The organism is Rhodococcus sp. NS-SX18 (assembly GCF_057367935.1).
Genome location: NZ_CM170633.1, coordinates 699,259 through 711,666, shown reverse-complemented (window position 1 = coordinate 711,666; position 12,408 = coordinate 699,259). Strand labels below are relative to the sequence as shown.

The 12,408-nt window shown below is 69.1% G+C and carries 11 protein-coding genes; 3 read left to right on the top strand and 8 right to left on the bottom strand.

What is annotated here, in order from left to right; translation table 11 throughout:
• Positions 1-5 precede the first annotated feature (5 nt).
• The 3 genes from AC2IPW_RS03275 (at position 6) to AC2IPW_RS03265 (ending at position 2,139) form a co-directional block, all read left to right on the top strand.
• Positions 6-1,079, top strand: a complete 1,074-nt coding sequence (locus AC2IPW_RS03275; RefSeq protein WP_486376276.1) for a patatin-like phospholipase family protein — start codon at positions 6-8, stop codon at positions 1,077-1,079.
• Positions 1,080-1,184: 105 nt separating this feature from the next.
• Entirely contained in the window at positions 1,185-1,532 is a 348-nt protein-coding gene (locus tag AC2IPW_RS03270; protein WP_486376275.1) for a hypothetical protein, read from the top strand.
• 205 nt (positions 1,533-1,737) lie between these two features.
• The gene (locus AC2IPW_RS03265) at positions 1,738-2,139 is read left to right on the top strand and encodes a TIGR02611 family protein (RefSeq protein ID WP_003935927.1); all 402 of its coding nucleotides are present in this window, start codon (positions 1,738-1,740) and stop codon (positions 2,137-2,139) included.
• 15 nt (positions 2,140-2,154) lie between these two features.
• On the opposite strand, the gene otsB is transcribed toward AC2IPW_RS03265, so the two are convergent.
• The 8 genes from otsB to AC2IPW_RS03225 all read right to left on the bottom strand — a co-directional run bounded on the left by otsB (position 2,155) and on the right by AC2IPW_RS03225 (position 12,397).
• On the bottom strand, positions 2,155-6,111 hold the full coding sequence (otsB, locus tag AC2IPW_RS03260; RefSeq protein ID WP_416062625.1) for a trehalose-phosphatase: 3,957 nt from the start codon (positions 6,109-6,111) through the stop codon (positions 2,155-2,157).
• Positions 6,112-6,256: 145 nt separating this feature from the next.
• Positions 6,257-7,060, bottom strand: a complete 804-nt coding sequence (locus AC2IPW_RS03255) for an ABC transporter permease (RefSeq protein WP_416062624.1) — start codon at positions 7,058-7,060, stop codon at positions 6,257-6,259.
• The gene (locus AC2IPW_RS03250) at positions 7,057-8,040 is read right to left on the bottom strand and encodes a daunorubicin resistance protein DrrA family ABC transporter ATP-binding protein (protein ID WP_003935932.1); all 984 of its coding nucleotides are present in this window, start codon (positions 8,038-8,040) and stop codon (positions 7,057-7,059) included. The genes AC2IPW_RS03255 and AC2IPW_RS03250 overlap by 4 nt, the downstream gene beginning before the upstream one ends.
• Positions 8,041-8,117: 77 nt before the next feature.
• On the bottom strand, positions 8,118-8,936 hold the full coding sequence (locus AC2IPW_RS03245; RefSeq protein ID WP_054371540.1) for an SDR family oxidoreductase: 819 nt from the start codon (positions 8,934-8,936) through the stop codon (positions 8,118-8,120).
• A gap of 58 nt (positions 8,937-8,994) precedes the next feature.
• Positions 8,995-9,711 carry a TetR/AcrR family transcriptional regulator gene (locus AC2IPW_RS03240; protein WP_003935934.1) on the bottom strand — a complete coding sequence of 239 codons (717 nt, stop codon included), beginning with the start codon at positions 9,709-9,711 and terminating at the stop codon, positions 8,995-8,997.
• Between the two features lie 81 nt (positions 9,712-9,792).
• Positions 9,793-10,965, bottom strand: a complete 1,173-nt coding sequence (locus AC2IPW_RS03235) for a lipid-transfer protein (RefSeq protein ID WP_486376274.1) — start codon at positions 10,963-10,965, stop codon at positions 9,793-9,795.
• Positions 10,962-11,363 carry a MaoC family dehydratase gene (locus tag AC2IPW_RS03230; RefSeq protein ID WP_486376273.1) on the bottom strand — a complete coding sequence of 134 codons (402 nt, stop codon included), beginning with the start codon at positions 11,361-11,363 and terminating at the stop codon, positions 10,962-10,964. The genes AC2IPW_RS03235 and AC2IPW_RS03230 overlap by 4 nt, the downstream gene beginning before the upstream one ends.
• Positions 11,360-12,397, bottom strand: coding sequence for a bifunctional MaoC family dehydratase N-terminal/OB-fold nucleic acid binding domain-containing protein (locus AC2IPW_RS03225; protein ID WP_486376272.1), 1,038 nt, complete (start codon positions 12,395-12,397; stop codon positions 11,360-11,362). The genes AC2IPW_RS03230 and AC2IPW_RS03225 overlap by 4 nt, the downstream gene beginning before the upstream one ends.
• Positions 12,398-12,408: the final 11 nt, after the last annotated feature.

Genomic DNA, 12,408 nt, shown 5'->3' with positions numbered 1-12,408 from the left:
GAGGCATGCTCGACACCGTTCTCGACATCTTCCGGGTGCGCCAGTACTTCGATGTTCTCGCCCGCGGCCGGGACGTGGTCGAAGGCGTGCGCACCGACACCGGATTCCTCGTCGACGTCGCGCGGGCAGCCCTGCAGCGCCCGTCGGGCACGCTGGACCGGGAACTGCATCCGTTTCCCCCGTTCGAGCCCTTCCGGGTCCGGATCCGGGAGGGCGATCGGATTGCGCTGGCCGCGACCGGGGGCAGCGGAGCGCTCGCCTCGCTGGTCGGGGTGGCCCGCGCCCTGGAGGAAGGTGGGATCCGGCCGTCGGTCGTCTCGGTGTGCTCCGGTTCCGCGCTCTTCGGCTTCCCGATCGCAGCGGGCGTCCCCGCCGACGAGGTCGCGGCATTCACCCTCGCGCTCGACCCCGCGGACTATGTCGACGTCGACTGGCGACGGCTCCTCACCGTCGCACCGACCGTGGGCCGCGGCTTCGCCGGCATCCTGCGCGGCGATGCGCTCGAGGCCACGTACCGGCGTCTGCTCGGCGACATGACGCTCGCCGCGATGCCCGTGCCCGCCTACGCGCCGATCTGGAACATCGAGCAGAACCGCCTCGAGTACCTCGGGCCGCGAACGTATCCCGACCTGCCGGTGGCGCGGGCCGTGCACATGGCGGTCGCGTTGCCCCTGTTCGTCGCCCCCGTGGAGCTCGGAGGGTTCCACTGGTGCGACGGCGGGATCGTCGACATCTTCCCCGTCCACCCGCTGCTCGACCTCGAACAGCCGTGCGAGGTGACCCTCGGCGTGAACGGCTTCTATCCGCCCGGCTTCGAAGGCGAGGACGCCACCGGGTGGGCCGAACGTCGCGCGAGCATCCTCTACATCGCCTCTCAGGTCCGTACGTCCCAGCAGGTCGAGCTGGCACGGGAGAACCTGGCGCGGCTGCGCGCGGCCTCCGACGTCACGATGGTCGAGCCGGTTCCGTACGCGAAGGTGCGGGGCGTCGGCTTCTACCGGCAGTTCCTCGGCACCCGGGACTGGGCGGAGTTCATGCGGGCCGGACGTGCCGCCGCCCGGCGTGCCCTGGCGGCATGACTCGTCGGCCACCGAACTTGTCGGACCCCTCCGGCACTGTGTAGAGCGTGCCCGTACGGGTACCACTCGACCGAACGGCTCGGGAGATTCCACGGGAGGTTCGACATGGCGAACGTAACGATGTTCCGTCGGGTGATCGCGCCGACCGCGGTGGCGTTCCCCTCCTCCGCGCTCGCGGGGGCTCTGGTCGCTGCGGCGGCCGACGTGCCGCTGCACGGGTCGGTGTCCGGCACGGTGGCGAGCAGCGTGGACGACGCGGTGCGGGTGCTCACCGCCGACGAGGGCGGGTTGTTCCCGTCGCAGGCGGCCGCCCTCGTCTACGAGTGCTTCGTCGGGGCGATACACGGACTCGACACGATCGACACCGCGGTGGCCCTCGGCGCCGTCTTCACCGCCTACCTGGACCGGCTCACCGCCGCCGGCCGCGTTCCGACGGATGTCGCGGCAGCCTGACCGGCCGGCGCAACGGCCCGCGACGTGCAGGTCCGCGTTCCCGGGCTCCGCCGTGACCGCCGGTCACCGGTAGACTGAAGGTCGACCCTGCCGTGCACGGCACCCCTGGTATGACGAGAAGCAGGCTCGGTAGATCGTGAGTGAAGGACGGAGTGGGCACGCGGTTGCGCCCGGCCGGGCCGAGACCCGGACCCCGGCATCATCGTTGCGCCGACTGAAGCAGCGGTGGCTCCGCTGGCGTCGGCGCATCGAGAGGCGTCCCTCGCTGAACCTGACGTACCGCATCACCGTCGGGACTTTCGGAACACTGGTGTTCCTGGCCGGCATCGTGGCCATCCCCTACCCCGGCCCGGGCTGGCTCATCGTCTTCGCCGGCCTCGGGATCCTGGCCTCGGAGTTCGCCTGGGCACACCGTCTGCTGCACTTCGCGCGGGGCCGCTACGACCGGTTCATGCACTGGTTCGGGCAGCAGTCGCTGGTGGTGCGGGGCGCGGGGGCGCTCACGACCGGCGCGATCGTGATCATGACCCTGTGGCTGCTCGGCACCCTCAGCCTGGCCGGCGGCTGGGTGGGGGTCGACTACTCGTGGCTCGAGAGCCCGCTCTGACCGGTTGCCGGACCGTCACAGCATCCGGACCGTGTCGCCCGGATGCAGGCGTTCGACCCGGCCCCGGCACTCGATCTCGATCGGCCGCTGGATGCCCGCCCCCGCACTGACCTCGACCTGACGGCCGGAGATCCGCACCTGCAGGTGGTGTCCCCGATAGAAGATCGGAAATGCGAGCACTCCGAGTTCCTCCGGCCACTGCGGGCCGAAGACCAGGCGGTCACCGCGCACCTCGAGACCGGAGAAGCAACGCTGCAGCAGGTCGACGCTGCCGGCCATGGCCGCGAGATGGATCCCCTCCGACGTGGTGCCACCCTGGATGTCGGCGATGTCGGAGGCCAGCACGCGGTCGAAGAATTCCATGGCCTGACCACGGTGGGCCCGCGCCAGCACCCACGAGTGGACGACCGCGCTCAGCGTCGATCCGTGCGACGTCCGTGCCATGTAGTAGTCGATCGTCCGCGGGATGGTCTCACCCGTCAGCTCGTAGCCGAGCCGCTCGAACAACTCCCGCAGTTCGTCCGCCGACAGCAGGTAGAACAGCATGAGCACGTCGGCCTGCTTGGAGGCGCGGTAGCGGTTGACGTCGTCACCCTCGGCCTCGAGGAGCCGGTCCAGACGCTGGATGTCGCCGTGCCGGCGCCGGTATCCCTCCCAGTCGAGTTCGGCGAGGTCCCCGTAGCCTTCGAACTGGCTGATGACCTGATCGTGGAAGGGCACGAACATGCGGCGGCTGACATCCTCCCAGCGCGCCGTCTCGCGAGCGGTCAGGCCGAGGGTGTCGACCAGTTCGGTGCGCATCCGCAGCGGGATGATCTCCAGCGCATCGAGAGCCCGCAGGATCACCCACACCGCCATGACATTGGTGTAGGCGTTGTTGTCGATCCCGTCGAACGGCGCGTCCGGGTAACCGGAATGGAACTCGTCGGGGCCGATGACGCCCCGGATGACGTATCGATCGCGAGCGTGGTCGTAGGTGGCGATGTCGACGAAGAACCGGGCGATCTCCACCAGCATCTCGGCACCGTAGTCCGCGAGGAACCCGAGGTCCCCGGTCACCTGGTAGTACTGCCACACGTTGTGTGCGACCGCGACCCCGATGTGGTGCTGGCGCCAGCTGGCATCGGGATTCCACCGGCCCGACTTCGGGTTGAGGTGTACCTGCTGGCTCTCCTCACGCCCGTCGCTGCCCGACTGCCACGGGTACATCGCACCGACGTGCCCCGCCTCCCGCGCCGCGCGGCGGGCCTCGTCCAGCCGGCGGTACCGGTAGCGCAGAAGGGAGCGGGTCAGTCCCGGCAACCGCAGGTTCAGCACCGGCAGCACGAACAGCTCGTCCCAGAAGATGTGCCCGCGATACGCCTCACCGTGCAGGCCCCGCGCCGGAACACCGACGTCGAGCTCGGCGGTGTTCGGCGACAGTGTCTGCAACATCTGCAGCAGGTGCAACCGCACGATGCGCAGGCCTTCGCCGTCGCCACCCAGGAAGATGTCCACCCGGTCCCACAGGTGCACCCAGGCGAGCACATGTCCCTCGAGTGTTTCCTCGAAGCGCCCCGTGCGGGCCAGCCTGCGTGCCGCTTCCTCCGACGGCTCGGACATCGCAAGGTCACGCCCGGTGAACAGGGTCGCCATCTTCTCCAGGGTCACGGGCTGGCGAGCCGCCACGTCGAGCGCGATGACGTGTCCGACCCGTCCGCCCGAATCGAGAAGGGTGTACTCGGCAGGCACGCGTTCGCCGTCACGCCACAGGGTGCTGCGGGCAGCAACCGCGACGGGAATCCGGGACTGGTTGGTCAGCACCGTCATACACACCGAGTCCTCGGACAGCCGGGCGGTGTGCAGCAGCCGCAGGTGGTTGCCGTCCAGGTGGCGGTAGCGTTCGACGAGGGTGTTGCGGACCGCGCCGTCGATTTCCGACCGGATCTCGAGCCGTCCCGTCCAGTCCTCCGGGACGATCGTCGTCTCGAGGCCGCACACGTGCGGCTGGTGCATCGCGACGAACCGTCGCTGCACGACCGTCGTGGTGCGGCCCGCAGCGTCGCGGAAACGCAACCGTCGGGTGAGCACGGCCCGGCGCAGATCGAGGTACTGGCAGTACTCCCGCACGTCGACGGCGTCGATGTCGAACCACTGTCCGCCGTCGATGCGGAAGGTGACCGGCAGCCAGTTCGGCAGGTTCACCATGCTCTCGTTGTCGATGGTGCGACCCGCCACCTCGTCCGTCAGGCGGTTGAATATCCCGGCGGCGTACGTGCCGGGATAGTGCACGGCACCGGCCCGGGATTCGGGGGCGCAGCCACGGGTGGCGAAGTACCCGTTGCCGACGGTGCACACGGCCTCGCGCAGCTTCTCGGCCGGCGGATCGTAACCCTCGAAGTACAGCGTCCAGGCGTCGTGGCGCGGACCGACCTCCTGGTTCTCGCCCCAGAGTTCGGCGAGCTGCTGCAGCAGCCGGCGGACCTGTTCGGGACCGTCCAGCGAGAACTGCGCTGCCGACCGGCGGTCACCGTCCTCGGTGTGGCGCACCACGATTCCGAGTCCGGTGCCGGCAAGCGCGTCGAACGCGTCCTCGTCCGAGATGTCGTCACCGATGTAGACCGGGATCGGGTTGTCGTCGTCGCGCACGTGCTCGAGCACCCATTCGAGGGCTCGGCCCTTGTCCCAGTCGACATCGGGGCGGAGCTCGACGACCTTGCGGCCGGTCGTGACACGGAGACGGTCCTCGGCGGCGATCTCGCGCACCGCGGCGACGAGCCCGTCGGCCCGGTCCGGGGGGACGTTGCGGTAGTGCACGGCCACGGTGAACCGCTTGTGCTCGATCACGACACCCGGCACGTCGTCGAGCCGTTCCTGCAGCGCGACGGCGGCCCGTTCGAGGCTGGGCACGGCGGCCATCGCCGCATCGTGCTGCCGGTGCTGCCCGTCGGGTCCGGTCAGTTCGAAGCCATGACTTCCCGCGTACCACAGACCCGGCAGTCCGACCCGGGTCTGCACATCGGCGAGGTCCCGTCCGGAGACGACGGCCACGGTGCATTCGCTCGCGAGGGCAGACAGCACCGCCGACACGCCGTCGACCAGCGCGGCAGCCGCGGGATCGTTCACGATCTCGGAGAGCGTGCCGTCGAAGTCGAGGAAGACTGCCGGCCGACGTTTGCCGAGGAGTGCAGTCAGCTGCTGGAACGACGCCAGACCATCCGGAATCTGGGACATCCGGCGGTCACCGGTGCGCACCACCAGCTCGGCAAGGTCCTCGACCACCACGTCGGCGCCCCGGCGCTGCAGTTCCTCGCGATGGTGGACGCGGTCCACGCCGACGACGAGCCCGAATCCCCCGCGTCGGCCCGCGGCGACGCCCGCCTCCGCGTCCTCGACGACGACGGACCGGGCCGGCCGGACTCCGAGCCGGTGTGCGGCCTCGAGCATGGCTGCCGGGTCGGGCTTGCCGGGCAGCCCCAGTTCGTCGGAGACCACGCCGTCGACCCGGACGCCGAACAGATCGGCGAGCCCGGCGGATTCGAGCACGAGGGCGCAGTTGCGGCTCGAGGTGACGACCGCGGTGTCGAGTCCGGCCTCCTGCACCCGGCGCACGAGCTCGACACTGGACTCGAACACCGGGACACCGTCGCGATGGATGCGCTCCCGGAACATCTCGTCCTTGCGGGCACCGAGGCCACACACGGTCTCCACATCCGGGCCGTCGTCGGGATTCCCCCACGGCAACGTGATCCCGCGCGAGGCCAGGAAGTCCGCGACGCCGTCGACACGCGGCTTGCCGTCGACGAATTTGCGGTAGTCCTCGTCGGTGAACTCACGGTGGTTCTCACCGTCGTGGTCGGGACGCTGTGCGAGATACCGGTCGAACAGTTGCGCCCAGGCCGCGGCGTGTACCGCTGCGGTGTCGGTGACCACTCCGTCGAGGTCGAAGATCACCGCATCGTAGCGACGCGGGTCGATCACCGGCCCGCTCATCGGTCTCTCCCGGTCGCTTCGTCCATGTCGGCCTGCTTCCCTGTCCTGGCTCGGCAGGCCCACTATCCCACGCGGACCGGCCTCGCTCCGGCTCCTTGGGACATCCGGCGCCGACCGGGGACCTGAGTCTCCGGTCCAAGGTCCCTCAGCGGCTGACGGCCTTCTGGTAGCGACGGATCGCGAAGGGCACGAACACGATCAGCATGGCGGCCGTCCACAGCAGCGACGCGAGGATCGGGTTCTGCAACGGCCACGCATCCGAGACGGGCATCATCGGATTGGTGTTGCCGAACAGCTCCCGCACAGCCTGCGTCAGCGCCGACACCGGGTTCCATTCCGCGATCGTCTGCAGCACCGGTGGCAGCGAGGAGATGTCGACGAAGGTGTTGGCGACGAACGACAGCGGGAAGATCACCATGAAACTCGCGTTGTTGAACACCTCCGGGGTGCGGATCCACATCCCCACCACCGCCATCACCCAGGACAGCGCGTAGGCGAACAGCAACAGCAACGCGTATCCGGCGAGGGCCTCCCCGAACGACGAGTGGATCCGCCACCCGACGAGCAGGCCCGTCAGCGACATGACCACCAGGCTGAGCACGTTGATGAGTACGTCGGTGGAGGTGCGGCCCACCAGCACCGCCGACGGTGCCATGGGCAGCGAGCGGAACCGGTCGATGATGCCCTTCTGCAGGTCCTCGACCATGCCGAGACCGGTCCAGGTGGCGCCGAAGATCACCGTCTGGGTGAAGATGCCGGCGATGAGGAACTCGCGGTAGGACATCCCCGGAACCTGGATCGCGCTGCCGAACACGTAAGCGAACAGCAACACGAACATGATCGGCGAGAGCATCGTGAAGACGATCAGGTCGGGCACCCGCTTGATCTTGATGACATTGCGCTTGGCGATGGTGACGCCGTCCGACACCATCATCTGAGCCGCGTTCATCCCACCGCCTCCTCGATCTTCTCGTCCGCCTCGTGCCCGGTCAGGGCGAGGAACACGTCGTCCAGCGTCGGTTTGCGCAGTGCCACATCGGTGACCCGGACCCCGGCCACGGAGAGCCGGCCGAGCGCCGTGGCCAGCGCTTCGGTGCCGCTGCCGGTCGAGCCGGTGTCGCTGACCGGCACGGTGACGCGACCGGAGCCCGTGTCGACCTGGATCTCGCCGACGGCGAGATCGTCGAGTTCGCGGCGTACCACCGGGATCGTCGCGGCGTCGGCGATTCCCAACTCGATGCGTTCCCCACCGACGAGGCTCTTGAGTTCGTCGGCGGTGCCGCGGGCGATCACGACGCCCCGGTCGATGACTGCGATCCGGTCCGCGAGCCGCTCCGCCTCCTCCATGTACTGCGTGGTGAGCAGCAGCGTCGTTCCCTGGGCGACGAGGTGGTCGATGACCTCCCACAGCTGGAGCCGGGCCCGCGGATCCAGACCCGTGGTGGGTTCGTCCAGGAACAGCACCGGTGGTCGTGCCACGAGCGCACCGGCGAGGTCGAGGCGGCGGCGCATGCCGCCGGAGTAACCCTTGACCGGACGGTCCCCGGCTTCGACCAGGTCGAATTGCTCGAGCAGTTCACGGGCCCGTTCACGGCTGCGTTTGATGCCCAGATGGTAGAGGCGGCCGACCATTTCGAGATTCTCGAAGCCGGTCAGGTATTCGTCGACCGCGGCGTACTGGCCCGAGGCGCCGATGCGCGAACGCAGAGCGCGCGCATCGGCGACGACGTCGAGTCCCGCTACGGTGGCCCGGCCCTCGTCCGGCACGAGCAGGGTGGTGAGCACCCGCACCGTGGTCGTCTTGCCGGCACCGTTGGGCCCGAGCAGCGCCGTCACCGTCCCTTCCGGGACTCGCAGATCGATTCCGTCGAGGGCTGTGACCTGTCCGTACCTCTTGATCAACCCCTCGGCGACTATGGCGTCGGCCATGAGTCCTCCCCGTCGTCGGATGTGCGCCCCAGTGTGCTACAGACCTCCGACAGGTTTCGAGCGGTTTTCCCGGTCCGTCAGATTCCGGCCAGCAAACGTTCCTGGTAGCGCCGCATTCCGGCGAGCCAGCGGTCGTAGTCGGCCCCCTTCATCCGGTACATGTCGAGGACCTCGGGGTGCGGCAGGATCAGGAACTGCTCGGCCTCGACACCCGCGAGTACCACTTCCGCGACGTCGGCCGGTTCGAGGACCGCGCCCGCGGAGGTGACGGCCCGCGTGGCCGCCGCGCCCAGGCTGTCGCCGGCGGTCTCACCCTCGTGCAGCAACTGGGTGTTCACCCCCATGGGGCACACACAACTGACACCAATTCCCCTGCCGCCGTAAGTGACCGACAACCACTCGGCGAATCCGACGGCGGCGTGCTTGGTGGCCGAGTAGGTCGCCGACCCGATCTGGGTGAGCAGTCCCGCGGCGGAGGCGGTGCTCACGAAGTAGCCCTCCCCACGCTCGAGCCACCGCGGCACCATCAGCTGCGCGGCACGCACGTGCGCGCGCAGATTCACATCGAGCGCCCGATCCCAGGCGGCTTCGTCGGCTTCGAGTCCCGCTCCGCCCGCGATCCCGGCATTGGCGAAGTACAGCGCCACGGGACCGAGGTCGGCCTCGGCGCGATCGACGATCTCGCGGATGCGGTCGGGATCGGAGACGTCGGCACCGACGCCCACGGCCAGACCGGCATCCTCCGGATCGAGTTCGCGGGCCACCCGGCGCGCGGCGTCGCCGTCGAGGTCGGCGACGAGCACCCGTGCTCCCGCGGCTACGAGCCGGGCAGCGAGTGCCGCGCCGATTCCGTTCCCGGCTCCGGTGACAACGGCAACCTTGTCTTCGACGTGCACGGGGCGTTCCTCTCGTCGCGGGATGGTCCCCCCTGTTTAGTTGAATCAGACTTCAAGTTCAAGTAGTTGCGGCGGCTCGCTCCGGAATCCGCAGGGCGTTCGCCCACAGCCGCGTCAAAGTGGACACCAGCACGTCGAAATCCACACCGTCGCCGTCGCCCAGTGCGAGCGTCGAGTAGGCCAGGCGGCTGACCATGCCCGACAGCGCACGCGAGGCGAGCATCGGATCGATCTCCGGATCGGCGATGCCCCGCTTCTGCAGGTCCGCGATGCTGCGCGCATTGCGGCGGATGAAGGTCTCACCGCGCCGGCGCCGCAGCTCCCGGAACCGCGGATCGATGCTGGCAACCTGCTCGAGCAGCACCATCAGACGGGCGTTGCGCCGGTACGCCTCGAGGTACGCCCGGTTGCTGGCCTCGAGCACCGCGTAGGGATCGTCGGTCCCGGCGACCCGGCCCATCCCCGGGTGCAGCATGTCCTCCTGGGCCTCCTGGAGGACGGCTGCGAACACCTCCTCCTTGTTGTTGAAGTAGGTGTAGAAGGACCCCGTCGAGCACTTGGCCTCACGCGTGATGTCGGTGAGCTTGCTGTCGAGGAATCCGGACCGTTCGAAGACGACCCGCGCCGCTGCGATCAGCTCGGCACGGCGGCGCGCCCCGCGCTGGGTGACCGGCGGGTCGTGCAGCAGGTCCGCCGGCGCCATGGACGGCGCCGGGCCGTCCCAGTCGGCGTCGCGGCCCGCGTCGCCGCGGCCTGAGTGTGAGGCGGAATTCATGTCCTACTTATACCGTCCCGCTCGATTCCCGGCCGTGATGTCCCGCTGGATCCTTCCGGGTCCGGGCAGGAGTCACCGCCCTCAGGCCCGCGTCAGCACCAGTCCCGACGTCGGCACCCCGGTGCCCGCGGTGACCAGTACGTTCTCCACGTCGGGAACCTGATTGACGGAGGTGCCGCGGAGCTGACGCACCCCCTCGGCGATGCCGTTCATCCCGTGGATGTACGCCTCACCGAGCTGACCGCCGTGGGTGTTGAGCGGCAGCCGGCCGCCGAGCTCGATCGCGCCGTCGGCGACGAAGTCCTTCGCCTCGCCGGGCGCGCAGAAGCCGAGTTCCTCGAGCTGCATGAGCACGTACGGGGTGAAGTGATCGTAGAGCACGGCCGTCTGCACGTCCTGCGGGCTCAGGCCGGACTGTTCCCACAACTGGCGGCCGACGACACCCATCTCGGGCAGCCCCGTCAGCCCGTCCCGGTAGTAGCTGGCCATGATGTACTGGTCCGGTCCGCTGCCCTGCGCGGCGGCCGCCACCACGGCCGGCGGCTGCGGCAGGTCCCGGGCCCGTTCGGTGGTGGTGACGACGAGTGCGACACCACCGTCGGACTCCTGACAGCAGTCGAGCAGGTGCAGCGGTTCCGCGATCCACCGCGAATTCTGGTGATCCTCGAGGGTGATCGGCTTGCCGTGGAAGAAGGCCTGCGGGTTCGTCGCGGCGTGCCTGCGCGCGGCGACGGCGACCTTCCCGAAGTCCGCACTGGTGGTGCCGGTGACGTGCATGTAGCGCCGGGCCGCCATCGCCACGAACGACGCCGGAGTACTCAGACCGTGTGGATAGGAGAAGGCGTAGTCGGTGCCGGAGGAATTGACCTGGCTGGACAGCGCGGTGTCGACCTGGCCGTACCGCGCACCGGAGCGTTCGTTGAACGCCCGGTACACCACCACGACCTCCGCGACCCCCGTGGCGACGGCCATGGCCGCCTGCTGCACGGTGGCACAGGCCGCGCCGCCGCCGTAGTGGACGCGGGAGAAGAACTTCAGGCTCGGGATGCCCACCGCACGGGCGACGGCGATCTCGGTGTTGGTGTCCATCGTGAAGGAGGTCAGGCCGTCGACGTCGGCAGGGCGCAGTCCGGCGTCGGCCAGCGCCGCCCGCACCGCCTCCGCGGCCAGGCGCAGTTCGCTGCGGCCGGAGTCCTTGGAGAAGTCGGTGGCACCGATGCCGACGACGGCAGCACGACGGGACAGTTCGCTCATGCGGAGGCTCCGATCACGAGGACGGCCTTCGCGGTGACGTGATCGCCCAGACCGTTCTTTCCGACGACGTCGACGGTGAGGCGACCGTCGTCCTCGACGGCGGCGACGGTTCCGGTCAGCGTGAGCGAGTCGTACGCGTACCAGGGCACCCCCAGCCGCAACGAAATCGATTTCAGTACCGCGCGGGGGCCCGCCCAGTCGGTGATGTACCGCTGCACCAGTCCGGTGTCGGTGAGGATGTTGACGAAGATGTCCTTCGATCCGCGCTGCTGTGCCTTGTCGCGGTCGTGGTGCACATCCTGGAAGTCCCTGGTGGCCAACGCAGTCGAGACGACGAATGTCGGGTCGGCCCGGATCGTCAACGATGGCAGGGTTTGTCCGACCGTTGCCACGTTCATTCGCGCTCCTCGCTCGGCTGCCAGGCGTACAGGGTCCAGGGGGCACCGCCGGTGTCGTCGTCGCCCGGGAAATCGAGAAAAATCGCCTCGACGGGCATCCCGACGCGCACGTCGCCGGAGTCCACGCCACGCAGTTCGCCGAGCATCCGGACGCCCTCGGCGAGTTCGACGAGGGCGACGACGAACGGCACCGTCCGGCCCGGCACCTTCGGCGCGTGGTGCACCACGTAGCTGAAGACGGTGCCCCTGCCGGACGCGACGACGTATTCCGTCGTCTCGTCCTTGTCGAGCCACAGGGCCGGCACGGGTGGGTGTTGCAGCGTGCCGTCCGGGCGCCGCTGGATCCGTAGTTCGTGCGCGGCGACACCGTCCCAGAAGAACCGGGTGTCCTGCGACGCGGACGGCCGCAGCATGCGACCGGGGTCGAGATCCTCCGGAACCGTGGGGGCCGAATGTGACATCGGTTCGATCGAACCGACGGAATGTGACATTCGGTCGGTAGCGCGGGAGGGGGGCGCGAATTTCAGGATGCGGAAGAGCATTTCGGCGACCACCTCGTCGCCGACCTTCCATACGCTGCGGGTGGTGAAGAACCAGCCCTCGCCGAGGCCGGTCTTCTTCGGTCCGGCGAGATCCTCGAGGGTGGACTCGATCGTCACTTCCTCCCCGTGGCGCAGATAGCGGTGGTAGACCTGATCGCAGTTCGTGGCGACGACCGACGTGTAGCCCGCCTCGTCGAGCATCTCCGTCATCCGGCGGAGCGGATCGTCCTCCTCGCGCTTGGCGCCGAGGCCCCGCATGGTCCACACCTGTGCCATCGCCGGTGGCGCGACGGCGCCGTCGTGGCCGGCCGCGATCGCGGCGGCGTCGTCCGTGTAGATCGGGTTCTCGTCGCCGATCGCCTCGAGCCAGTTGCGAATCAGCGGCAGGTTCACCGGGTCCCGGCCCGCGCGGGGTTTGGAGGGGCCGTCCGCGCGGATGCGTTCGGCGGCCGCGCGGATCTCGTCGTTGGGATCCGGCACGCCGGTGCTCATCGACACGTCCT

Bases quoted from the DNA above. Each gene is read 5' to 3' on its own strand.
- otsB (WP_416062625.1), bottom strand. From the start codon at position 6,111: ATGAGCGGGCCGGTGATCGACCCGCGTCGCTACGATGCGGTGATCTTC.
- AC2IPW_RS03230 (WP_486376273.1), bottom strand. From the start codon at position 11,363: ATGAACGTGGCAACGGTCGGACAAACCCTGCCATCGTTGACGATCCGG.
- AC2IPW_RS03270 (WP_486376275.1), top strand. From the start codon at position 1,185: ATGGCGAACGTAACGATGTTCCGTCGGGTGATCGCGCCGACCGCGGTG.
- AC2IPW_RS03255 (WP_416062624.1), bottom strand. From the start codon at position 7,060: ATGAACGCGGCTCAGATGATGGTGTCGGACGGCGTCACCATCGCCAAG.
- AC2IPW_RS03250 (WP_003935932.1), bottom strand. From the start codon at position 8,040: ATGGCCGACGCCATAGTCGCCGAGGGGTTGATCAAGAGGTACGGACAG.
- AC2IPW_RS03240 (WP_003935934.1), bottom strand. From the start codon at position 9,711: ATGAATTCCGCCTCACACTCAGGCCGCGGCGACGCGGGCCGCGACGCC.
- AC2IPW_RS03225 (WP_486376272.1), bottom strand. From the start codon at position 12,397: ATGAGCACCGGCGTGCCGGATCCCAACGACGAGATCCGCGCGGCCGCC.
- AC2IPW_RS03275 (WP_486376276.1), top strand. From the start codon at position 6: ATGCTCGACACCGTTCTCGACATCTTCCGGGTGCGCCAGTACTTCGAT.
- AC2IPW_RS03235 (WP_486376274.1), bottom strand. From the start codon at position 10,965: ATGAGCGAACTGTCCCGTCGTGCTGCCGTCGTCGGCATCGGTGCCACC.